This is a genomic window from Pseudomonas sp. LBUM1674 (assembly GCF_059695635.1).
The window spans coordinates 1,475,035-1,496,870 of sequence record NZ_CP166779.1 but is presented as its reverse complement, the minus strand read 5'-3'; the positions used below and the strand labels follow the sequence as shown (position 1 = coordinate 1,496,870).

The 21,836-nt window shown below is 60.6% G+C and carries 19 protein-coding genes; 8 read left to right on the top strand and 11 right to left on the bottom strand.

Annotation, left to right across the window (positions count from 1 at the left end; all coding sequences use genetic code 11):
• The first annotated feature begins 8 nt into the window (after nt 1–8).
• Nucleotides 9–1,403 (top strand): class II fumarate hydratase, encoded by a 1,395-nt coding sequence (locus tag ACA067_RS06955; RefSeq protein ID WP_497461135.1) that lies wholly within the window; start codon nt 9–11, stop codon nt 1,401–1,403.
• A 130-nt stretch (nt 1,404–1,533) separates the two neighbouring features.
• On the opposite strand, the gene ACA067_RS06950 is transcribed toward ACA067_RS06955, so the two are convergent.
• Nucleotides 1,534–2,493, bottom strand: a complete 960-nt coding sequence (locus ACA067_RS06950) for a DMT family transporter (RefSeq protein WP_497461134.1) — start codon at nt 2,491–2,493, stop codon at nt 1,534–1,536.
• Between the two features lie 210 nt (nt 2,494–2,703).
• Between ACA067_RS06950 and ACA067_RS06945 the strand changes: the two genes are divergently transcribed.
• On the top strand, nt 2,704–2,898 hold the full coding sequence (locus tag ACA067_RS06945) for a DUF6316 family protein (RefSeq protein WP_497461133.1): 195 nt from the start codon (nt 2,704–2,706) through the stop codon (nt 2,896–2,898).
• Between the two features lie 134 nt (nt 2,899–3,032).
• Here ACA067_RS06945 and ACA067_RS06940 read toward each other — a convergent pair whose 3' ends face one another.
• Both ACA067_RS06940 and pap read right to left on the bottom strand, forming a co-directional pair.
• On the bottom strand, nt 3,033–4,217 hold the full coding sequence (locus ACA067_RS06940) for a thiolase family protein (protein WP_497461132.1): 1,185 nt from the start codon (nt 4,215–4,217) through the stop codon (nt 3,033–3,035).
• A gap of 102 nt (nt 4,218–4,319) precedes the next feature.
• On the bottom strand, nt 4,320–5,834 hold the full coding sequence (gene pap, locus ACA067_RS06935) for a polyphosphate:AMP phosphotransferase (RefSeq protein ID WP_497461131.1): 1,515 nt from the start codon (nt 5,832–5,834) through the stop codon (nt 4,320–4,322).
• A 128-nt stretch (nt 5,835–5,962) separates the two neighbouring features.
• On the opposite strand from pap, the gene mnmC reads away from it, so the two are divergent.
• The 5 genes from mnmC to ACA067_RS06910 all read left to right on the top strand — a co-directional run bounded on the left by mnmC (nt 5,963) and on the right by ACA067_RS06910 (nt 13,319).
• Nucleotides 5,963–7,945: a bifunctional tRNA (5-methylaminomethyl-2-thiouridine)(34)-methyltransferase MnmC2/FAD-dependent 5-carboxymethylaminomethyl-2-thiouridine(34) oxidoreductase MnmC1 gene (gene mnmC / locus ACA067_RS06930; protein ID WP_497461130.1), complete on the top strand. Its 1,983-nt coding sequence runs from the start codon at nt 5,963–5,965 to the stop codon at nt 7,943–7,945.
• Nucleotides 7,946–8,069: 124 nt separating this feature from the next.
• Nucleotides 8,070–9,842 (top strand): N-acetylglutaminylglutamine amidotransferase, encoded by a 1,773-nt coding sequence (locus ACA067_RS06925; RefSeq protein WP_497461129.1) that lies wholly within the window; start codon nt 8,070–8,072, stop codon nt 9,840–9,842.
• Between the two features lie 3 nt (nt 9,843–9,845).
• A complete protein-coding gene (gene ngg / locus ACA067_RS06920; protein ID WP_497461128.1) occupies nt 9,846–11,591 on the top strand; it encodes an N-acetylglutaminylglutamine synthetase in 1,746 nt (581 codons plus the stop codon).
• Nucleotides 11,592–11,735: 144 nt separating this feature from the next.
• Nucleotides 11,736–12,926, top strand: a complete 1,191-nt coding sequence (locus ACA067_RS06915) for an osmoprotectant NAGGN system M42 family peptidase (protein ID WP_497461127.1) — start codon at nt 11,736–11,738, stop codon at nt 12,924–12,926.
• 165 nt (nt 12,927–13,091) lie between these two features.
• On the top strand, nt 13,092–13,319 hold the full coding sequence (locus ACA067_RS06910) for a YheU family protein (RefSeq protein ID WP_003199186.1): 228 nt from the start codon (nt 13,092–13,094) through the stop codon (nt 13,317–13,319).
• A 5-nt stretch (nt 13,320–13,324) separates the two neighbouring features.
• On the opposite strand, the gene csrA is transcribed toward ACA067_RS06910, so the two are convergent.
• The 3 genes from csrA to ACA067_RS06895 all read right to left on the bottom strand — a co-directional run bounded on the left by csrA (nt 13,325) and on the right by ACA067_RS06895 (nt 14,880).
• Nucleotides 13,325–13,513 carry a carbon storage regulator CsrA gene (gene csrA / locus ACA067_RS06905; protein ID WP_497461126.1) on the bottom strand — a complete coding sequence of 63 codons (189 nt, stop codon included), beginning with the start codon at nt 13,511–13,513 and terminating at the stop codon, nt 13,325–13,327.
• A 154-nt stretch (nt 13,514–13,667) separates the two neighbouring features.
• The gene (locus ACA067_RS06900; RefSeq protein WP_497461125.1) at nt 13,668–14,000 is read right to left on the bottom strand and encodes a YnfA family protein; all 333 of its coding nucleotides are present in this window, start codon (nt 13,998–14,000) and stop codon (nt 13,668–13,670) included.
• Nucleotides 14,001–14,064: 64 nt separating this feature from the next.
• Entirely contained in the window at nt 14,065–14,880 is an 816-nt protein-coding gene (locus ACA067_RS06895) for an SDR family oxidoreductase (RefSeq protein ID WP_150799761.1), read from the bottom strand.
• 279 nt (nt 14,881–15,159) lie between these two features.
• Here ACA067_RS06895 and ACA067_RS06890 point away from each other — a divergent pair, with 279 nt between their 5' ends.
• Nucleotides 15,160–15,318 carry a DUF3309 family protein gene (locus tag ACA067_RS06890; protein ID WP_178084746.1) on the top strand — a complete coding sequence of 53 codons (159 nt, stop codon included), beginning with the start codon at nt 15,160–15,162 and terminating at the stop codon, nt 15,316–15,318.
• Between the two features lie 46 nt (nt 15,319–15,364).
• Here the strand turns inward: ACA067_RS06890 and ACA067_RS06885 are convergent, their stop codons facing one another.
• The 5 genes from ACA067_RS06885 to ACA067_RS06865 form a co-directional block, all read right to left on the bottom strand.
• Entirely contained in the window at nt 15,365–17,476 is a 2,112-nt protein-coding gene (locus ACA067_RS06885) for an LTA synthase family protein (protein ID WP_497461124.1), read from the bottom strand.
• 967 nt (nt 17,477–18,443) lie between these two features.
• Nucleotides 18,444–19,808: a group II intron reverse transcriptase/maturase gene (gene ltrA, locus ACA067_RS06880; protein ID WP_497461123.1), complete on the bottom strand. Its 1,365-nt coding sequence runs from the start codon at nt 19,806–19,808 to the stop codon at nt 18,444–18,446.
• Nucleotides 19,809–20,277: 469 nt separating this feature from the next.
• Nucleotides 20,278–20,883, bottom strand: coding sequence for an START domain-containing protein (locus tag ACA067_RS06875; RefSeq protein ID WP_497461122.1), 606 nt, complete (start codon nt 20,881–20,883; stop codon nt 20,278–20,280).
• A 41-nt stretch (nt 20,884–20,924) separates the two neighbouring features.
• On the bottom strand, nt 20,925–21,179 hold the full coding sequence (locus tag ACA067_RS06870; protein ID WP_150744446.1) for a YkgJ family cysteine cluster protein: 255 nt from the start codon (nt 21,177–21,179) through the stop codon (nt 20,925–20,927).
• Nucleotides 21,180–21,341: 162 nt separating this feature from the next.
• Nucleotides 21,342–21,815, bottom strand: a complete 474-nt coding sequence (locus ACA067_RS06865) for a translation initiation factor 2 (protein ID WP_497461121.1) — start codon at nt 21,813–21,815, stop codon at nt 21,342–21,344.
• Nucleotides 21,816–21,836: the final 21 nt, after the last annotated feature.

The following is a 21,836-nucleotide window of genomic DNA, read 5'->3' as shown; positions in this document are numbered from 1 at the left end:
TGTGCATGATGAGCCGTATCGAAACCGACAGCCTTGGCCAGGTGGAAGTCCCCGATGAAGCCTACTGGGGCGCTCAGACGCAACGCTCGCTGATTAATTTCGCCATCGGCAACGAACGCATGCCGCTGGCGGTGCTGCATGCGCTGGCGCTGATCAAGAAAGCCGCGGCGCGGGTCAATGACCGCAACGGTGACCTGCCCGCCGACATCGCCCGGCTGATCGAACAGGCCGCCGACGAAGTGCTCGACGGTAGCCACGACGACCAGTTCCCGCTGGTGGTCTGGCAGACCGGCAGCGGCACCCAGAGCAACATGAACGTCAATGAAGTGATCGCCGGTCGTGCCAATGAACTGGCCGGCAACCCGCGCGGCGGCAAGACCCCGGTGCACCCCAACGATCACGTCAATCGCTCCCAGAGCTCCAACGACTGCTTCCCCACTGCGATGCACATCGCCGCGGCCCAGGCAGTGCAACAGCATTTGCTGCCGGCGATCAGCGAACTGTCCGGCGGGTTGGCCGAGTTATCCGCGCGGCACATGAAGCTGGTCAAGACCGGCCGCACCCACATGATGGACGCGACACCCATTACCTTCGGCCAGGAACTGTCGGCGTTCATCGCGCAGTTGGATTACGCGGAACGGGCGATCCGCAGCGCGCTGCCGGCCGTCTGCGAACTGGCCCAGGGCGGCACCGCCGTCGGTACAGGCTTGAACTCGCCCCACGGGTTTGGCGAAGCGATCGCCGCCGAACTGGCCGCCCTCTCCGGCCTGCCGTTCGTCACCGCACCGAACAAATTCGCCGCACTGGCCGGCCATGAGCCGCTGACCACCCTGTCCGGCGCGCTGAAAACCCTCGCCGTCACCCTGATGAAAATCGCCAACGACCTGCGTCTGCTGGGTTCTGGGCCGCGTGCCGGTTTTGCCGAGGTGAAACTGCCGGCCAACGAGCCGGGCAGTTCGATCATGCCCGGCAAGGTCAATCCGACCCAGTGCGAAGCGCTGTCGATGCTGGCTTGCCAGGTCTTGGGCAACGACGTCGCCATCGGTTTTGCGGCGAGTCAGGGGCATCTGCAATTGAACGTGTTCAAGCCGGTGATCATCCACAACCTGCTGCAATCGATTCGCTTGTTGGGCGATGGCTGCGGCAACTTCCAGCAGCACTGCATCGCCGGCCTGGAGCCGGATGCGGCGAAAATGGCGGAACATCTGGAACGTGGGCTGATGCTGGTGACAGCGCTGAATCCGCACATCGGTTATGACAAATCGGCGGAGATTGCCAAGAAGGCTTACGGCGAAGGGTTGACCTTGCGGGAAGCGGCGTTGCAGTTGGGGTATCTGACGGATGAAGAGTTTGATGCGTGGGTTAGGCCGGAGAATATGCTGGAGGCTGGGGCCAAAGGTTAAGATTTTCGGCGCCTGACAGTCCGTCATCGCGGGCAAGCCACGCTCCCACAAGTGTTGCGTCGTTCACCGAAATTGTGCTCGACACAAAACCTGTGGGAGCGGGCTTGCTCGCGAAGAACGATAACGCGGTCTAACTGGCCGCCACCCGAACCCGACGCGCCCTGAGCCCGGCCATCAGCGAAGGCCCCAACGCCACCAGCGCCGACCCCAGCACCACCAGCACCGCCCCGCCATACCCAAGACCATTGATTGTCTCGGCATGCACATACTCCGGCCACAACCACGCCGCCACCGCCACCGCAGCAAAGGTCACCAACGGCGTGATCGCCAGGGTCGCACTCACCCGCGAAGCTTCCCAATGCGCCAACGCCTCGGCAAACGCGCCATAGGCGATCAGGGTGTTCATGCAACACGCCAGCAGCAGCCAGCCTTGCAACGGACTGAGTTGCAGTGCCTCCAGCGGATGCACCCAGGGCGTCAGCAACAACCCGCAAAACAGGTAGATCACCATCATCACCTGGAACGAATTCCACACCGTCAGCAATTGCTTCTGCCCCAGGGCATAGAAGGTCCAGACGGTGGAGGCCAACAGCACCAACAGGACGCCGGCCGTATAGTCAGTCAGGGACGTGAACAACTCGGCCAGCCGCTGGTTGAAAAACAACCCGAAGCCGATCAGCAGCACCAACAGGCCAATCCCCTGCCCCATGCTGAACCGCTCCTTGAACACAAACAGGCTGGCAATCAGCAGCATGATCGGCCCCATCTGCACCACCAGCTGCGCGGTGCCGGGGCTGAGCAGGTTCAACCCCATCAGGTACAGCACGTAGTTGCCCACCAGACCGAGCACCGCCATCAACACCAGCCAGCCACCGCGTGGGCCGAGGACTTTGCGACTGGGCAGGCGCCTGGTCGCCGCCAGGCAAATGAACAGGCACCCGCCGGACACCATCAGACGAAACCAGGTCACCGTCACCGGATCCATCACCACCAGCACTTGCTTGAGCTTGATCGGCAGGATTCCCCACAGCAACGCGGTCAACAAGGCCAGGAACAGACCATAGACCCAGCGACCCGATGAAATGTGCATGCGTACCCCGAAGCCCATTGGCGAGAACCGTCATTCTAGGCGCAGAGCCGCTCGGCACACAGGGACAGTTGGCGATTGGCCGCGAATGAAACTGTGCAGGTCGCAACATTCAAGGGGCGATAGGCCGTCGATCGGTTGGCGAGGCATTGCCAGTGGTTCGTGCATAAGCTCATTGGATCCACCAACGGCAACACCCTACAGGAGATCGCCATGTACGGCATGCGCGCCCAGGACAACGCCCCCGCCACACACTTTCGCAGTGACCGGATGTGCCGTGTGAATGGGGAGTTGTATTTCAGTACCCGGGAAAACACCCTGGAGGGGCCGTTTGAAAACCTGGAGAAGGCTGAATTGGAGATTCAGGTTTATATAGAGCGGAGGCTGCTTTCGCGTATGAACCGATAAACCGCGGCGCCTACATCGTCGGAACGCCGCCCGGAGCAAGCCCGCTCCCACATTGGATCTCTGTCGCACACCAGATCCCTGTGGGAGCGAGCCTGCTCGCGAAAGCGGTTGATCAGGCTACAAAATTTTCGACTCTAACGCACCGCTTCAAACAACCCCGTCGCCCCCATCCCACCCCCTACGCACATGGTGACGACGCCGTAGCGCAAGTTACGCCGCTGCAGCTCACGCACGATATGCCCGACCTGGCGCGAACCGGTCATGCCGAACGGGTGGCCGATGGAGATCGAGCCGCCATTGACGTTGTACTTATCGTTATCGATCTCCAGCCGATTGCGGCTGTACAGGCACTGGGACGCGAACGCTTCATTGAGCTCCCACAGATCGATGTCGGCCATCTGCAAGCCCTTCGCCTTGAGCAGCTTGGGCACTGAAAACACCGGGCCGATGCCCATTTCATCAGGTTCACACCCGGCCACGGCAAAGCCGCGAAAGAAGGCTTTCGGCTTCAATCCCAGCTCCAGGGCCTTTTCCAGGCTCATCACCAGGGTCATGGAGGCGCCATCGGACAGTTGCGAAGAATTACCGGCGGTCACCGAGCCGTCTTCGGCAAAGACCGGTTTCAACCCGGCCAGGCTTTCCAGCGTGGTATCCGGGCGGTTGCAGTCGTCGCGATCGACGATGCCGTCCAGGAGCTGCACTTGGCCGGTGGCCTTGTCTTCAACCCGATACTTCACCGCCATGGGCACGATTTCATCGTCGAACAATCCCGCGGCCTGGGCCTGAGCGGTGCGTTGCTGGCTTTGCAGGGCGTACAGGTCCTGTTGTTCGCGGCTGACGTGGTACCGACGGGCGACGATTTCGGCGGTCTGGCCCATGGGGAAGTAGATGCCCGGCATCTGCTCCTGGAGCAGCGGGTTGATCAGGTTGTCGGTGTTGACGCTTTTCATGGTCAGGCTGATGGACTCGACACCACCGGCAACGATGATGTCGCTGCAACCCGAGGCGATCTGGTTGGCGGCGATGGCGATCGCCTGCAAGCCAGAGGAGCAGAATCGGTTGAGGGTCATGCCGGCGGAGCCGACGCCCAAACGCGAGAGCACGGCGACGTTGCGCCCGATGTTGTAGCCCTGGGCGCCTTCGTTGGAGCCGGCGCCGACGATGCAATCCTCGACGCTGGCCGGGTCGATCCCCGTGCGTGTCAACAAGGCGTCGACACAATGCGCCGCCATATCGTCCGGACGGGTCATGTTGAACTTGCCGCGAAAGGATTTGGCCAGGCCGGTCCGCACGCTGTCGACGATCACCACTTCACGCATGGCATACCTCATTGTTGTTGTCGGTTTAGAGTGGACCGAGCATAAGTCCACAGAATGACCGACCGCGACAATCATTCACCTCGCGTATGCGCGACCATTGGCTTACCCCTTGTTCTTTTTCACCTTCTTGTCGGATTTCCTGAACGCTTCTTCCAGCGCCCGGTTGAGGGTGCGCAACACCTTGACCCGGGCCCAGCGCTTGTCATTGGCCTCCACCAGGGTCCAGGGCGAGATCTCGGTGCTGGTGCGATCGACCATGTCGCCGACCGCGGCCCGATAGTCGTCCCACTTGTCTCGATTGCGCCAGTCATCTTCGGTGATCTTGAAGCGCTTGAAAGGCGTCTGTTCACGCTCCTCGAATCGGTCCATCTGCGTCTGTTTGTCGATGGCCAGCCAGAACTTGACCACGATCACCCCGGCATCGGCGATCTGCTCTTCGAAGTCGTTGATTTCACCATAGGCGCGCAACCAGTCCGCCGCGCTGCAAAAACCTTCGATGCGCTCCACCAGCACCCGGCCATACCAGGAGCGGTCGAACACAGTGAACTTGCCCCGCGCCGGAATATGGCGCCAGAACCGCCACATATACGGATGCGCCCGCTCCTCTTCGGTGGGCGCGGCGACCGGCACGATGCTGTACTGGCGTGGGTCCAGCGCCGCGGCCACCCGGCGGATGGCCCCGCCCTTGCCCGCTGCGTCATTGCCTTCAAACACGGCGATCAGGGCGTGGCGGCGCATGCGTTTATCGCGCATCAGTCCGGAGAACCGCGCCTGCTCGGTGATCAACTGTTCTTCGTAATCGTCCTTGTCCAGATTCAGGGTCAAGTCCAGGCTGTCGAGCAGGTTCATCTGATCAACGCTACTGGTCAAAGGCGCGGCGCTGACTTTGGCCGGGTGAATCCTGGGTCGCTGCAGGGCGCCTTGCAGGCCATCGAGCAGAATCTTGCCCACCGCCAGACTGCGATAGCGCGGGTCCATCCCGGCGATCACATGCCAAGGTGCATAGTCGCGGCTGGTGCGACGCAGAATGCGTTCGCCGTACTTGACGAATTTGTCGTAGGTTTGCGATTGCTGCCAGTCCAGCGGGCTGATGCGCCAACTGTGCAGCGGATCATCAGCCAAGGCCTTGAGCCGCGCTTTCATTTGTTTCTTCGAGAGGTGGAACCAGAATTTGAAGATCAGCGCGCCTTCGTCGCACAGCATCTTCTCCAGTCGCTCGGCGGCGTTGATGCCTTGATCGAGCCGCGGATCCTTGAATTTGCCATGGACCCGGTCTTGCAGCATCTGGCTGTACCAGTTGCCGAAGAAGACCCCCATGCGGCCCTTGGCCGTGAGCATCCGCCAATAGCGCCAGGCCGGTGGTCGCGCCAGCTCTTCGTCGGTCTGTTGATCGAAAGTGCGGACCTCGATCAGGCGCGGGTCCATCCATTCGTTGAGCAGCTTGACGGTCTCGCCCTTGCCCGCGCCTTCGATGCCGTTGATCAGGATGATCACCGGGAAGCGCTTCTGCTGCTGAAGTTCGAACTGCGCCTCAAGCAAAGCCTGGCGCAGCGCTGGCACTTCAGCTTCGTAGGTTTCTTTGTCGATGACGTGACCGATTTCGGCGGATTCGAACATGGGACGGCTCCTTCCAGGATTGAGCAAGACTAGCGGATTGGGCCAATAGTCAGCAGGGAAAATTCCCTGTGGTTCGGGCTTTTGTGGCGATCGGCTAGAATGGCTGCCTTGCCGTTGCCGAGCCTGCCATGAAACCTGTATTGCGCCACGCCCAGCTCGACTGGGACGACCAAGGGCTCCCGCGTTCGCGGGTGTTCGACGATGTGTATTTCTCCGATCTGTCCGGATTGGACGAAACCCGTTATGTGTTCCTCGAACAGAATGCTTTGCGTGAGCGCTTCGCCTCATTACCCCCTGGCGGTCGACTGGTGATCGGCGAGACCGGATTCGGCACCGGCTTGAATTTCCTATGCGCCTGGCAGTTGTTTGAACAGCACGCTGTGGGTGGAGCGCGGTTGCATTTCGTCAGTGTCGAAAAGTATCCGTTGAGCCTGCCCGATCTGGAGCGTGCCTTGGCCTTGTGGCCGGAGCTCAAGCCGTTTGCCGATCAACTGCTGGCGCAATACGTGGCGATCCATCAAGGTTTCCAGCGCCTGGTGCTGGACAGTGGCCGCGTGACCTTGACCCTGTTGATCGGCGATGCGCTGGAACAACTGCCGCAACTGGACGCACAGATCGACGCCTGGTTTCTCGACGGTTTCGCCCCGGCGAAAAACCCCGACATGTGGACCGCCGAGCTGTTCGCCGAACTGGCGCGCCTGGCGGCACCCGGCTCGACCATCAGCACCTTCACCAGCACTGGTTGGGTGCGGCGCTTGCTGAACTCGGCAGGCTTCAAGATGAAGCGCACGCCAGGCATCGGCCACAAATGGGAAATCCTGCGCGGCACCTTCGTCGGCTGGCCAGAACAAATCCCGACACCCGTCGCCGTGAAACCCTGGTTTGCACGCCCGGCGCCGCTGACCGGCGAGCGTCGAGCGCTGGTGGTCGGCGCCGGCCTGGCCGGTTGCGCGACGGCCGCCAGCCTGGCTGCGCGGGGTTGGCAAGTCAGCCTGCTGGAGCGTCACCATGCGCTGGCGCAGGAAGCGTCGGGCAATCCCCAGGGCGTGCTGTATCTCAAGCTTTCGGCCCATGGCACGGCGTTGTCGCAATTGATCGTCAGCGGCTTTGGCTACACCCGACGCTTGCTTGAGCATTTGCATCGGGGCGTCGACTGGGACGATTGTGGCGTCCTGCAACTGGCCTTCAACGCCAAGGAAGCCGAGCGTCAGGCGCAGTTGGCGGCAGCCTTTTCGCCAGACCTGGTGCACCTGCTCGATCAACCGCAGGCGCAGACACAGGCCGGCATCGCCCTGGAGCACGGCGGTTTATTCTTCCCGGAAGGTGGCTGGGTTCATCCGCCAGCGTTGTGCCATTGGCAGGCGTCCTCAGCGAACATCCAGTGGCTGCCCCACCGCAATGTACTGGAACTGCACAAGGTTGATGATCAGTGGCAGGCCTGGGACGGTGATGACTTGCTGGCCAGTGCCCCCGTGGTGATCCTGGCCGCTGCCGCCGAGATCAAGCGTTTTGCGCAGAGTGCCGAGCTGCCCCTCAAACGCATTCGTGGCCAGATCACCCGACTGGCGCAAACACCTGAAAGCCAGAGCCTGACCACCGTCGTGTGCGCCGAAGGCTATGTCGCGCCGGCTCGACTGGGCGAACACACACTTGGCGCCAGCTTCGACTTCAAGAGCGATGACCTGACCCCGACCCTCACCGAGCACCTGGGCAACCTGGCGTTGCTCGAGGAAATCTCCCCCGACCTGGCCACTCGACTGCAGGCTCGGGAACTGGACCCGCAGCAGCTTGAAGGACGCGCCGCGTTCCGCTGCACCAGCCCGGACTATCTGCCGATCGTCGGCCCGTTGGCCGAGCAAACAGCGTTCGCCGACGCCTACGCCGTACTGAGCAAGGACGCCCGGCAAGTACCGGACATTCCCTGCCCCTGGCTTGAGGGTTTTTACGTCAACAGCGGCCACGGCTCTCGCGGCCTGATCACCGCGCCACTGTCGGGTGAATTGCTCGCGGCATGGATCGAAAACGAACCTCTGCCCATGCCCAGGTCAATCGCCGAGGCCTGTCATCCCAACCGTTTTGCCCTGCGCCAATTGATCCGCGGAAAAGTCTGAACCCTTGGCTTATAACTTATCGGTCTAAAACTACGGGGATTCACGCTGGTCAGTTTCTGAGTACCCACCGTTTTTGGTGCGGTATCGCTTGACCCTCCCCAACGGAAAAACCGGTAAGGACTTTATGTGCGGATTAGCTGGCGAGTTACGCTTTGATCATCAACCTGCGGACCTTGCAGCCGTTGAACGAATCACCCATCACCTGGCCCCTCGCGGCCCTGACGCATGGGGCTTCCAGGCCCAAGGGCCGATTGCCCTCGGCCATCGTCGCCTGAAAATCATGGACCTGTCGGACGGCTCGGCGCAGCCGATGGTCGATAACCAACTGGGCTTGTCCCTGGCCTTCAACGGCGCCATCTACAACTTCCCGGAATTGCGCACCGAGCTGGAAAGCCTGGGCTACGCCTTCTATTCCGGCGGTGACACCGAAGTGCTTCTCAAGGGCTATCACGCCTGGGGCGAAGCGCTGCTGCCCAAGCTCAATGGCATGTTCGCCTTCGCCATTTGGGAGCGCGACGCCAAACGCCTGTTCATCGCCCGCGACCGTCTGGGCGTAAAGCCACTGTACCTGTCGCGCACCGGCCAGCGCCTGCGCTTTGCCTCGTCCCTGCCGGCGTTGCTCAAGGGCGGCGACATCAACCCGATCCTCGATCCGGTGGCGCTCAACCATTATCTGAATTTCCACGCCGTGGTCCCGGCGCCGCGCACCTTGCTGGCGGGCATCGAAAAACTGCCACCGGCGACCTGGATGCGCATCGAAGCGGACGGTACCACCGAGCAGAAAACCTGGTGGACCCTGCCCTACGGCCCACATGCCGACGAGATGAACCTGACCCTCGAAGACTGGCGCGACCGAGTGCTCGAGAGCACCCGCGACGCGGTAGCGATTCGTCAACGTGCGGCGGTCGACGTCGGCGTGCTGCTGTCCGGCGGTGTCGATTCAAGCATGCTGGTCGGGCTGTTGCGGGAAGTCGGCGTTGAAAACCTGTCGACTTTCTCCATCGGTTTCCAGGATGCCGGCGGCGAGCGTGGCGACGAGTTCCAGTATTCAGACCTGATCGCCAAGCATTACGGCACGCAACACCACCAACTGCGCATCGACGAAAAAGAGATCATCGAGCAACTGCCTGCGGCGTTCCGCGCCATGAGCGAGCCGATGGTCAGCCATGACTGCATTGCCTTTTATCTGTTGTCCCGGGAAGTGGCCAAGCACTGCAAGGTGGTGCAGAGCGGCCAAGGCGCGGACGAGTTGTTTGCCGGCTACCACTGGTATCCGCAAGTCGACGGCGCCGCCGATCCTTACGCCGCCTATCGCGATGCGTTCTTCGACCGCAGCTACGACGACTACGCCGCCACTGTGCAGCCGAAATGGCTGACCGCCAATGACGCCGCTGGCGACTTCGTCAAAGCACATTTCGCCCAGCCCGGCGCGGACGCAGCGGTGGACAAAGCCTTGCGCCTGGACAGCACGGTGATGCTGGTGGACGACCCGGTCAAACGCGTCGACAACATGACCATGGCCTGGGGCCTGGAAGCGCGCACGCCGTTTCTCGACTATCGCCTGGTGGAATTGTCGGCCCGGGTGCCGGGTAAATTCAAACTGCCGGACGGCGGCAAGCAAGTCTTGAAAGAAGCGGCCCGGCTGGTGATTCCCAGTGAAGTGATCGACCGCAAGAAAGGTTACTTCCCGGTCCCTGGCCTGAAGCATTTGCAGGGCGACACGCTGAACTGGGTGCGTGAACTGCTGCTCGATCCAAGTCAGGATCGCGGTCTGTTCAAGCCCGCCATGCTCGACCGCCTGCTGACCGATCCAGAAGGACAGTTGACCCCGTTGCGCGGCTCCAAGCTGTGGCAATTGGCGGCCCTGAACCTGTGGCTCAGTGAACAAGGAATCTGATCGATGAAACCCCATGCCACGGCATACAGCCAACGCTTGTTGCGCGGTCAGGCGCCCTCCTACGAACGCTTGCAGGCGCGCCTGGCCGAAGACGGCAGTGAATTGGGCGCGGCGCCGATCGCCGTGCATTGCGGCTGGGGCCGGTTATTGATCGGCCACACCTTTGCCGACCCGGCCAGCCTCGCCCAGGAGTTGCTCAACGAGCAGCCCGGCGAGCGCGACATTGCGCTCTACGTCGCCGCGCCCCAGCAAGTGCTGGGGCTGGAGCCGGCACAACTGTTCCTCGACCCGTCCGACACCTTGCGTCTGTGGTTCAGCGATTACCGGCAGTCCACCCGGGTATTTCGCGGTTTTCGCATCCGTCGGGCCCAGAGCGATGCGGACTGGTCGGCGATCAATCAGCTGTATCAGCTGCGCGGCATGCTGCCGATCGACCCGAGCCTGCTGACCCCGCGTCACCAGGGCGGCCCGGTATTCTGGCTGGCCGAAGATGAGGACAGCGGCGCGATCATCGGCAGCGTCATGGGCCTCGATCATCACAAGGCGTTCAACGATCCGGAAAACGGCAGCAGCCTCTGGTGCCTCGCCGTCGACCCGCAATGTTCGCGACCGGGCGTCGGTGAAGTACTGGTGCGGCACTTGATCGAACATTTCATGAGCCGCGGCTTGAGTTACCTGGACCTGTCAGTACTGCACGACAACCGCCAGGCGAAAAGTCTTTACGCCAAGCTGGGTTTTCGCAACCTGTCGACCTTCGCCATCAAGCGCAAGAACAGCATCAATCAGCCACTGTTCCTCGGCCCCGGTCCGGAAGCCGAGTTCAATCCGTATGCGCGGATCATCGTCGAGGAAGCACACCGGCGTGGCATCGACGTGCAGGTCGATGATGCCGAGGCCGGCCTGTTCACCTTGATCCATGGCAGTCGTCGGGTACGGTGCCGCGAATCCTTGAGCGATCTGACCAGCGCCATCAGCATGACCTTGTGTCAGGACAAGAGCCTGACCCATAAGGCGCTGAAAAAGGCCGGCCTGAATCTGCCGGCGCAACAGCTTGCAGGTAACGCGGACGACAATCTGGCGTTTCTCGATGAGCACGAACGGGTGGTGGTCAAACCCCTGGACGGCGAGCAGGGTCAAGGGGTCGCGGTGGATTTGCAGACCATTGAAGAGGTCCAGCAAGCCATCGAGGCAGCCCGCCAGTTCGACAGCCGCGTGCTGCTGGAAAGTTTCCACGAAGGGCTCGACTTGCGGATCGTGGTGATCGGTTTCGAAGTGGTCGCCGCCGCGATCCGCCGACCAGCAGAAGTGGTGGGTGACGGTCAGCATTCCATCGGTGCGCTGATCGAAGCCCAGAGTCGACGGCGCCAGGCGGCCACCAGCGGTGAAAGCAAAATCCCGCTGGACCATGAGACTGAGCGCACCCTGCAGGCAGCAGGCTATGACTACGACAGTATTCTGCCGGCCGGCGAGCATCTGTTCGTACGCCGCACGGCGAATCTGCATACCGGCGGTATTCTCGAGGATGTCACGGCGATCCTGCATCCGACCCTGGTCGATGCGGCGGTGCGTGCCGCGCGGGCACTGGATATTCCGATGGTCGGACTCGACCTGATGGTGCCCGCCGCCGATCAGCCGGAGTATGTGTTTATCGAAGCCAACGAGCGGGCGGGGCTGGCCAACCATGAACCGCAGCCGACGGCCGAGCGGTTTGTGGATTTGTTGTTTCCGCATAGTCAGCCGGCGGCCTGACGCTCCCCTTACGATCGTTCCCACGCTCTGCGTGGGAATGCCTCACCGGACGCTCCGCGTCCGCTTTTGGGACGCAAAGCGTCCCTGGCTGCATTCCCACGCGGAGCGTGGGAACGATCAGCGCTTAACTCATCAGGAGTTTCCATGACCAACAAAATTCCCGAACCTGATCTCAACTACCTGCAAAAAGTCCTGCTGGAAATGCTCGCCATTCCCAGCCCGACCGGGTTCACCGACACCATCGTGCGCTACGTCGCCGAACGGCTTGAAGAGCTTGGCATCCCCTTTGAAATGACCCGTCGCGGGACCATCCGTGCCACCCTCAAGGGCAAGAAGAACAGTCCGGACCGGGCCGTTTCCGCGCACTTGGACACCATCGGCGCGGCGGTTCGCGCGATCAAGGACAACGGCCGTCTGACCCTGGCTCCGGTCGGTTGCTGGTCCAGCCGTTTTGCCGAGGGCAGCCGGGTCAGCCTGTTTACCGATAACGGCGTGATCCGCGGCAGCGTGTTGCCGCTGATGGCTTCCGGGCACGCCTTCAATACCGCCGTGGATGAAATGCCGATCAGCTGGGATCACATCGAATTGCGTCTGGACGCCTATTGCGCCACCCGTGCCGATTGCGACTCCCTGGGAATCAGCGTCGGCGATTTCGTCGCCTTCGACCCGTTGCCGGAGTTCACTGAAAGTGGCCACATCAGCGCCCGTCACCTCGACGACAAGGCCGGTGTTGCTGCACTGCTGGCAGCGCTGAAAGCCATCGTCGACAGCGGTGAAGAGCTGATGATCGACTGTCATCCGCTGTTCACCATTACCGAGGAAACCGGCAGCGGCGCGGCGGCAGCGTTACCCTGGGATGTCAGCGAATTCGTCGGCATCGACATCGCTCCAGTCGCGCCGGGCCAGCATTCCAGCGAACATGCAGTGAGCGTGGCGATGCAGGATTCCGGCGGGCCTTATGACTATCACTTGTCACGCCACCTGCTGCGGCTGGCCAGTGACAATGAGTTGCCGGTGCGCCGCGACCTGTTCCGGTATTACTTCAGCGATGCGCACTCGGCAGTGACCGCCGGCCATGACATTCGCACCGCCCTGCTCGCCTTCGGCTGCGACGCCACCCACGGCTACGAACGCACCCACATCGACAGTCTCGCCGCGCTCAGTCGTTTGCTGGGTGCCTATATCCTCAGCCCGCCGGTATTCGCCAGCGATGCCCAGCCTGCGAAGGGGTCGCTGGACAGGTTCAGTCATCAGATCGAACATGACACGCAAATGGAAAGCGATACTCGGGTACCGTCGGTGGATAGCCTGGTGGGGCAGCGCAACGATAGCTAAGCGAACGCTACTGTAGGAGCTGCCGAAGGCTGCGATCTTTTGATCTTTTGATCTTTGGCGTCTATTAGGTCGCTGAAGATCAAAAGATCGCAGCCTTCGGCAGCTCCTACTGGTGATGCGTTCATAACCGCCGTAGCATCGCGCCATTGTTTAGCCGAGGTGCCCATGCTGATCCCCCATGACCAACTTGAAGTCGACACCCTGACCCGTCTGATCGAGGATTTCGTGACCCGTGACGGCACCGACAACGGTGATGACACGCCGCTCGAAACCCGCGTACTGCGTGTTCGCCAGGCCTTGACCAAGGGTCAGGCGCTGATTGTCTTCGACCCGGAAAGCGAGCAATGCCAGTTGATGCTCAAGCACGACGTGCCCAAGCATCTGTTTGACTGAAACCTTCAGCGCGCTTTGTCTTTTTTCGGCAGATTGAGCTGGATGCGTTCATAGATCTCGGCCCGGTGCACGTTGACGTTTCGTGGCGCTTCGACGCCGAAGCGCACCGTGCCGCCGTTGACGGCCACAATGCGCACGGAAATGTCGTCACCGATAGAGATCAATTCGCCCACAACGCGACTGAGTACAAGCATGGTATTCGTCCTTCAGGATTGGTTGACCCTGAAGATGCCCGGCCCATGGCGGGTGTTCAATGCGACGGCGGCAAATCAGTCCTTCCCTACAGCGCAAGAAGTAAGCCGGCGTAGGAAAGAACTGACAAATCACCGGCGCTGTAGGACCGGTCTGTCAGGATGCGTAAAAGCGCGGCCCGAACAGGATGACACTCGCCCCGATCACGCACAGTGCCACGCCGACCCAGTCCGAGCCCAACGGACGAATCCGCTCGACCACCGCCAGCCAGCCAATCGACGCAATGATGTAGATACCACCGTAAGCAGCATACGCGCGACCGGCATAGGTCGCCTCGATACGGGTCAGCAGCAGCGCAAACACCGTCAGGCTGAGCAACGCCGGCACTATCCACCAGGCACTCTTGCCCTGACGTAGCCACACCCAGAAGGCAAAGCAGCCGGCGATTTCAAACAGCGCGGCGAGGAAAAACCACAGGTAATTGAGCATGCAAACGTCTCGCGAGGATGACCGATTGCGGCCACCCTAGCGACGGTGATACCCAGGGGCAAGCTCAGCCTGCGGTTTGCCTGGCCTTGGCGCGCATCTTGTCGGCCATGACGGTCATTTCGTCGTAGAGCAGTTGTGGGTTCTTCTGCTTGAGCGCCCAGGCCATACGGCCCTGTTCATGGGGCAGAATCATGAATTCACCGGCGCCGACCTGTTGATAGATGTAGTCGGCAATGTCGGCAGCGCTGATCGGCGAGCTTTCCAGCAATTTACCGACCTGGGCCTTCATGGCCGGCGTCGGGCCGCGGAAGGAATCGAGCAGGTTGGTCTGGAAGAATGACGGGCACACCACATGCACGCCGACTTCCTGCTGCGCCAGCTCGATCAGCAGGCTTTCGGACAGGGCCACCACGCCCGCTTTGGCGACGTTGTAGTTGCTCATGGCCGGGCCTTGCATCAGCGCGGCCATCGACGCAATGTTGATAATCTTGCCTTTGCTTTTTTCCAGCAGCGGCAGGAAGGCCTTGCAGCCCTTGACCACCCCCATCAGGTTGATTGCGATCTGCCAGTCCCAATCCTCAAGGGACAGTTCACTGAAGAACCCGCCCGAAGCAACGCCGGCGTTGTTGACGATGACATCGATGCCTCCCAGTTTCTCTTCGCAGGCTTGGGCGAAGGCGGTCAACTGGCTGTAATCGCGTACATCGCAACGCTGGATGAAGCCGTCGCCGCCGGCCTCGCGAACCTGTTTCAGGGTTTCTTGCAGACCAGGCTCGCTAACATCCGACAAGGCCAGTTGCCAGCCTTCACGCGCCCAGCGCAGCGCGATTTCGCGACCCAGGCCAGAGCCCGCACCAGTGATCATCATGCGATTTTGCATAGCAAACAGCCTTGTTGTTCCGGGGAAGATGTGTCGAGTGTAGCGAAGGACATTGCCCGACCCACGCTCCATCAGATTGCTGAATGGCCCAAGCAAACCGTGGAAGTGCCCCAACCCACTAATGCAGTAAAAACGAAATAAGCCTTTCTTCGAAAAACATTAAAAAAACTTGGAATTTTCTTTCATGGGCAACAGTCGGATTTGGTAAGCAGCCTGGTTTTATAGCATCGCGGCTGACCGTTAAACGCCAGGTAGTTCCAGAACACTTCCAACAAGGAAATAAACATGGGCACAATTCTGATCATTATCCTGATCCTCCTGCTGGTAGGTGGTTTACCGGTCTTCCCACACTCCAGAAGTTGGGGTTATGGGCCGTCGGGTATCATCGGCGTGGTGTTGGTGGTGCTGTTGATCCTGCTGTTGCTGGGCAAGATATAAAGGTTTAACAGGCAAAAAAAGAGGCCCTTTTCAAGGGCCTCTTTTTTTATTGCGCTTCGACTATTCCGTCCGGCTTGCCGTCAACCACACCGGCGGTGTTGTCGATCAGGCTCTTGGTTGCCGTTTGCAGGAATGCTTCGAGCTTGAGTTTCAGCTCCGCCGTTCGCGGCGCATTCGCAACCACCTCGGCGCGCGGCGTAGCACCGAGCTCATACTGGTACACCTTCGGCGCCATTTCCTTTTCCTTCGGCAGCACCAGAATCTGGTCGGCCGTGATGATGGCCGTGGTCTGTTCGCTGCCCGACGGCTTGATCACGCCGAAACCGGTATCGCCTTCGGGAAGATTGAGCAGGTCACGTCCCCAGCACTGATGGCGCACTTCGCCACCGATCCGGCCCATGATGGTCGGCACGATATCGATCTGGGTGCCCACGGTGTGGTCACGCTGGCCGAACTTTTCCTGGATACCCGGTGCGATGAACAGCATCGGCACGTTGAAGCGGCCCAGGTCCATTTCGGTGATCTGGCGCTCGTTGCCAAACCCGTGGTCGCCCACGACGACAAACAGGGTCTCCTTGAAGTACGGCTCCTTGCGGGCCTTTTCAAAGAACTGGCCCAGCGCCCAGTCTGCGTAGCGCATGGCGGTCAAGTGTTCGTTCAGGTTACCGCGATCGGTCACGCGTTCAACCGGCAAGGGTGTCGGCAAGGCGTATGGCGTGTGGTTCGACAGGGTCTGCAGCAATGCGTAGAACGGCTTGCCGTTTTCCCGCGCCTTGAGCTCGACCAGACCACGGTCGAACATGTCCTGGTCGGACACGCCCCAGGTCGGATCGGAGAACACCGGGTTCACGAAGTCGTTACGACCAATGAAGTTGGTCATGCCCTGGTTGCTGAAGAAACCCGACTGGTTATCCCAGGCGAAGTCGCCGTTGTAGACGTACACATCGTCGTAGTCACGGGCGCTGAGCAATTGCGGCAAGCCGGACAGCTTGTGGCTGCCCTCAGGCGTTTGCATCAGGTATTCGAAACCCGGCAGATTCGGGAAGCAGGCCATGGTGGCGAACATACCCTGATGGGTATGGGTGCCGTTGGAGAAGAAACGGTCGAACAACAGGCCTTCCTTCGACAGCTTGTCGAGGTATGGCGTGATATTGCCTGGGGCACCCAACGCGCCCACCGAGTGACCGGCCATGCTTTCCATCAGGATCACGACGACGTTCTTGATCGGCAGGGTCTTGTCGGTCGGCGGCGTGTAATCGCGACGCACGGCGGCAGTCTCGCTATCCACCAGCTTGTCATCCGGCATCACCAGCATGTCACGCACGATTTGCTGGGCTTGCGGCTGCGGCAGCGTGGCTTTCCAGATGTTGTCGCGGTCTTCGGACATCCGGCTCTTGGCCGCGGCGACCAGCGACAATGTGCCGTTGAGGCCCAGCTGGTTGGCGAAATTGGAGTCGGTGGTGTAGACGTCCCCCCAACGCATCGGCGGGCCCTGACGCAGGGTGCCACGGGCAGCGACGACGCAGACCAGCAGGCAGACCACGAACACCGCGATGCGCGAGTACCATGGGGCGATCTGGCGTGAGCTGACACTGCCGCCGCTGAATGGACCGCGAGGACGGGTGGCGCGGTCGGCGCCCTTGAATGCCAGGGTCAGGATCACGGTGCCCACGACCCAGGCCAACAGGTAGCGAACCACCGGGAAACCGTACCAGAGCATGCTGGTCACGGTTTTCGGGTCTTCCTTGATGTACTGGAAGACCAGGCCGTTGAGGCGCTGGTGGAACTCGCGGTAGAAGTCCATCTCCACCAGGCCGAGGAACAATGCAATGCTCGAGACGACGGTCAGCCAGAGACGGAAGAACCCGCGGGCGGCCATGGCCCGGGCGCTGAACAGTGCCAGCACCAGCGGAACGCTGAGGTAGACCACCAGTCGCAGGTCGAAACGCAGACCGTTGGTGAACGCTTCGAAAAAGGTCGAGGCCGGTGTGTCGAGGATCATCTCGCGGTTGTAGACCAGCAGCGCGACGCGCAGCAGGGTGAACATGACCATCATGACCAGGGCACACAGCAGCGTGTAGGCCAGATGCGATTTGACGGTCGGTTGCAGCAGGCGACTAGAAGCTCGCTGCTGACTCAGGGCGTCCGGGTTTGCCATGTCGTTTTAGGACCCATTGGAAGTTGAAGTTTCAAAAATACAGCGGCGCCTTGCCCTCTGTTGGCCAGTTCTCGACCCCGGGGCTTGCGCGGTGCGCAAATGTTGCACGATCGTCCGCGGCATTGCCATTGATTACTGACCGGCATGCGCGGCGCGGGGCGAATTGTCTTGGAGGCTTTGTGAAAATTTCGTGCAACGTATATCTGGAAACAAAATAAAGTCCCAGCCTCTGATGCCCCGTTTGCTTGTGTGTATATCCGATTCTGCGGTAACGGCGGCTTATGGTTCCGCTCTTACAGCGGGTCACTTTGAGAAGCGCAAAGTAACCAAACGCTCTTGCCCCTTTCGTTCGGTGCCTCGCTAAGGCTCGGCATGCCCTCGCTCCGGTCCTGCTCCGTGGGCCCGCCGCCATCGGCCATCCATGGCCGGGGGCGGCTAACCCGGCATCCATGCCGGGTTGCCCACTGCGCAGAACCTCCACTCGGCCTCTCGAGGGGGCGGTGCATCAAGATCAAAAGCTGCAGGCGAGCTAACGCTCGGCCTGTTGAGTGGTGAAAAAGCGAAGGGGTACGCCGATCCATGTGGGAGCGAGCCTGCTCGCGAAGCTGTTGCTGTTGCTGTTGCTGTTGCTGTTGATGTTGATGTTGCCGTTGCCGTTGCTTTGGCTTTGGCTTTGGCTTTAGATCTGCCGCCCCTTTCCCAGAGGCCGAACGCAGGCGTTGCGCAGGGGGCACCGCGGCAGGGATGCCGCGGTAGCCGCCCCCGGCCATGGATGGCCGATGGCGGCGGGCCCCCGGAGCAATGCCGGAGTGAGGGCATGCCGAGCCTAGGCGAGGCACCGAATGGCGGGGCAAAAGCCCTTGGTTACTTGGGGCTCTTCCATCGGCATAGGAGGCGGCCATCTGGCCGCGCCCCTGCCACACCACCCGGCATGCGGGTCCGCACCGGGCGGTTCGAGAAGTTGAGGTCAGCAGAGTCGAGGTAGACCCAACCGGTCGAACCACGCCACCGTAAGCACTCCATGGATCAGACCGACACTGTTGTGCCAGTACCTGTGGCTGTTGCCGGCTATCGCCGCTGCCAAGTCAGGGCCTGCTCCAAGTTTGCGCAGTTCACGGTACGTCTTCCTTCCAGTTTTCCATTGTTTTAGCTGGATGGCCCTGAGTCGTCGGCGTATCCATTCATCGAACCTATGCCAGAGGCGAGGGGTTTGCGATAAACCGAAGTACGCTTTCCAACCCAGTAGGTACAGCCTCAGACCTTCCACCACTCGCGACATGCTTCGACCCCAATTTCGAGACGTCAGCTGTCGGATGCGGCTTTTGAACGTCTGTAGCGCTTTGCTTGCCACCCAGCGTTTGACCTCGCCTTGAGCTGACAGCCAAAAGCCGTAGCCCAGAAACTTGCGGCCAAACGCACTGGCAATTGCGCTCTTGCTCTCGTTTACTTGCAGCCTAAGTCGGTCATAAAGGCGACGGAGCACTGCCATTACCCGCTGGCCGGCCTTGAGGCTGCGCACGTAAACATTCGCATCGTCCGCGTACCTGACGAAGCAATGGCCTCGTCGCTCCAGCTCCTTGTCCACCTCGTCCAGCAATACATTGGCGAGCAATGGTGAAAGTGGGCCGCCTTGCGGCGTCCCTCGTTCACTGACTACCACTACGCCGTCGATCAACGTCCCGCTGTTCAGATAAGCCCGGACCAGACGCAGAACGCCTCGGTCGGTCACCTTCCTGCTCAGTCGAGCGATCAACAGGTCATGATCAACGCGATCGAAGAACTGCTCCAGATCGACGTCCACCACGATGTCTCGCCCCGAGTGAATATATCGCTGCGCCGCCAGTACCGCTTGGTGAGCGCTGCGACCGGGACGAAAACCATAGCTATGATCACTGAATCCCGGGTCCAGCAGAGGCTGTAAAACCTGTAGAAGCGCCTGCTGGATCAGTCTGTCCGTCACCGTCGGAATGCCCAGCTTGCGCTCGCCTCCTTCCGGTTTTGGGATCAGAACTCTACGCACCGGGCTTGGCCGGTACGTTCCCGCCAGCAACTGTGCCCGTATGACGGGCCAGGCCGTTTGCAGATGCTCGACCGTCTCATCGATCCCAAGACCGTCGACGCCCGCACCTTTATTGGACCGGACTCGCTTGAGCGCCAGTTGCAGGTTTTCTCTGGTCAGGACTTCTTGCAGAAGCCCTGACCCCATGGGGTTCGGGTCATCGCGCGGACAACCAGCTTCATCGCTGGACGCTTCGCGTCGGGTTTCACCCGTCGCAGCTGCGTCCCGCCCCGGTTTCCCGGGCATCTGATGCAAGGCCTGTTGTATCGCCATGGTGAACCTCACTCCTTCTCGTTCGGCCCTTCGCTGCAACGCAGCTACTACGACCTCTGCTGACTTCTCGCTCCGGCTTGCGCCGTCGCCCTTTCAGGCATGAGGCGAGATCTCCCCAGGTAAGAACGCCATCCTTCACCGCACAACCGCCGCATTTACGTCCCCGGCACTTTGGCCACAAGAGCTTCGCAGTCACTTGGCTGCTCGCCCTGACCGGCGGCGCCTTATATGCGGTTCGTGTACCTCGGCTCGCGGTTTACGTTCCACGCTTCCTTCCCACACTCGGTCGCCCTCATGCAGTTGCGCTTCGCTTCATTCGCTGTGGCCAGCTCAAGAGAGGACTTTCACCTCTGGGATGGCGCCCATGCTGGGCGCACAAGTGACTCGCTGTAAGAGCGAAACCGTCAGCGGCCGTTACCGCAGAAACGGATATGTACCCAATGCAGCCGACATCAAAAAAACGGAGCAATCACTTCTCGGCACGTTCTTTCAGGGCTTTCAAGGTATTGAACGGCGCATCGACCACAAACTTGTTCGCCACCATCGACGGAATGCTGCCGCCCGGCTCTGTGTGCACCTGATAAGTCACTTCGATCTGGTCGCCCTTGGGCACGAACTTCCAGAAACCGTCGACCTTGGTGACCCGCACAAAGCCTTTTTCTTCGGGAAGGTACTTCGGTACGCCTTCGAGCTTACGGGTCAGGCTGCCGTCTGCGCCCTCAACGGTGGTGACATGCAGCACCGAATCACGCGCGGTGACCGGCCAGGGCGTATTGAACTGGGTGTAGGTCCAGCTCTGGTCGCCTTCGTGCTTGAGCAACTTCTGGGTTTTGCAGTCGTGAATCCAGGCGCAGGCGCCTGGCACGTCTTCCTGCAATGCGCGCAGTTTGGCCATGGTGGTCTTCATCAGGGTGACGCCCTGGTAGGCCTTGTAATCGGAGCCAGCCACTTCACTCAGGGAGACTTTGATCCCATCTTCGTTCTTGGCGACAGTCCAGTTTTCAGCCTGAGCGGCCGTGGTGGCCAGCACTACAGTCAAACCACAGAGCACAGCCATACGATGCAGCGAACCCATAATCTTATTCCTTATTGTTGAAGTTCCGTTCGTTGAACACACTACGCCGCCGTCATTTGCTCCCACCATCCCAGCAATTTGATCGCTTCATCACTGCTGCTTCCGCAGACTTCGACATCGGCTGCAAATGCCGAACACACGGCGGGACGTTCCGCCTTGCCGAAAATACTGCACAAATTCTCCGCAGACAGCTGAACGCAACGTTCTCCGGCGGCCTTGCCATTAGGCATGCCGGGAATCGGTGAACTGATGGAAGGGGCAATGCAACAGGCGCCACAGCCTTCTCGGCATTTCATGACGACGAGCTCCTCGCGACGGGCGATGTGTTAAAGACGGGGCACAGGGTAACCGCTAAAACGGTCGTTTTAAATTGCCTGGACCCAGGTTTTTTCGCTCAAACGAACGTGACTGACCAGTCTCCGACAAAGTGTCTGGCTAACGGGTCACAGATATCGCAATTACCGCTTGAATTCGAATTCCAGCGCTGCGCCTTCGACTTCCCGGCGCTCTTCGTTACGCAGTTGCAACTGCATTTCGTTACTGATCAGCCTTCCGTTGAGCTGGAACGGCGTGCTGCCGGCCTTGTCACCGAACATTTGCGGCAATACTTCGTCGTGTCGTGGCAAGGGTACCGAACCGATCGGTTTCAATTCCTCCGCCATGTCCTCGGGCAGACTCAAATCCAGGTCGGCCGAAGGCAACTTGGTTTTCACCACCTCGCTGGCGGGTTTGGACTTGGAGGCAATCGGCGCCCGTTTTTTCACCTTGGCCGCTTTCTTTTTGACCGCTGCGGCTTTTTTGGCCGGGGCGGGTTGTTGCGAGGTAATGCTGGCTGCCGGTTTTTCCTGCAGGGGAGCCGCCATGAGTCCTTCGGCCTGGAAGGTCATCAGCAGACAGATCGATAGCCAGACGGCGGGGAGAATCGGTTTCATGGACCCAACGGCGCAAACGGC

Bases quoted from the DNA above. Each gene is read 5' to 3' on its own strand.
- ACA067_RS06865 (WP_497461121.1), bottom strand. From the start codon at position 21,815: ATGAAACCGATTCTCCCCGCCGTCTGGCTATCGATCTGTCTGCTGATG.
- ACA067_RS06950 (WP_497461134.1), bottom strand. From the start codon at position 2,493: ATGCACATTTCATCGGGTCGCTGGGTCTATGGTCTGTTCCTGGCCTTG.
- ACA067_RS06925 (WP_497461129.1), top strand. From the start codon at position 8,070: ATGTGCGGATTAGCTGGCGAGTTACGCTTTGATCATCAACCTGCGGAC.
- ACA067_RS06885 (WP_497461124.1), bottom strand. From the start codon at position 17,476: ATGGCAAACCCGGACGCCCTGAGTCAGCAGCGAGCTTCTAGTCGCCTG.
- csrA (WP_497461126.1), bottom strand. From the start codon at position 13,513: ATGCTTGTACTCAGTCGCGTTGTGGGCGAATTGATCTCTATCGGTGAC.
- ACA067_RS06945 (WP_497461133.1), top strand. From the start codon at position 2,704: ATGTACGGCATGCGCGCCCAGGACAACGCCCCCGCCACACACTTTCGC.
- mnmC (WP_497461130.1), top strand. From the start codon at position 5,963: ATGAAACCTGTATTGCGCCACGCCCAGCTCGACTGGGACGACCAAGGG.
- ACA067_RS06895 (WP_150799761.1), bottom strand. From the start codon at position 14,880: ATGCAAAATCGCATGATGATCACTGGTGCGGGCTCTGGCCTGGGTCGC.
- ACA067_RS06875 (WP_497461122.1), bottom strand. From the start codon at position 20,883: ATGGGTTCGCTGCATCGTATGGCTGTGCTCTGTGGTTTGACTGTAGTG.
- ltrA (WP_497461123.1), bottom strand. From the start codon at position 19,808: ATGGCGATACAACAGGCCTTGCATCAGATGCCCGGGAAACCGGGGCGG.
- ACA067_RS06900 (WP_497461125.1), bottom strand. From the start codon at position 14,000: ATGCTCAATTACCTGTGGTTTTTCCTCGCCGCGCTGTTTGAAATCGCC.
- ACA067_RS06940 (WP_497461132.1), bottom strand. From the start codon at position 4,217: ATGCGTGAAGTGGTGATCGTCGACAGCGTGCGGACCGGCCTGGCCAAA.
- ACA067_RS06955 (WP_497461135.1), top strand. From the start codon at position 9: ATGAGCCGTATCGAAACCGACAGCCTTGGCCAGGTGGAAGTCCCCGAT.
- ACA067_RS06870 (WP_150744446.1), bottom strand. From the start codon at position 21,179: ATGAAATGCCGAGAAGGCTGTGGCGCCTGTTGCATTGCCCCTTCCATC.
- ngg (WP_497461128.1), top strand. From the start codon at position 9,846: ATGAAACCCCATGCCACGGCATACAGCCAACGCTTGTTGCGCGGTCAG.
- pap (WP_497461131.1), bottom strand. From the start codon at position 5,834: ATGTTCGAATCCGCCGAAATCGGTCACGTCATCGACAAAGAAACCTAC.
- ACA067_RS06915 (WP_497461127.1), top strand. From the start codon at position 11,736: ATGACCAACAAAATTCCCGAACCTGATCTCAACTACCTGCAAAAAGTC.
- ACA067_RS06910 (WP_003199186.1), top strand. From the start codon at position 13,092: ATGCTGATCCCCCATGACCAACTTGAAGTCGACACCCTGACCCGTCTG.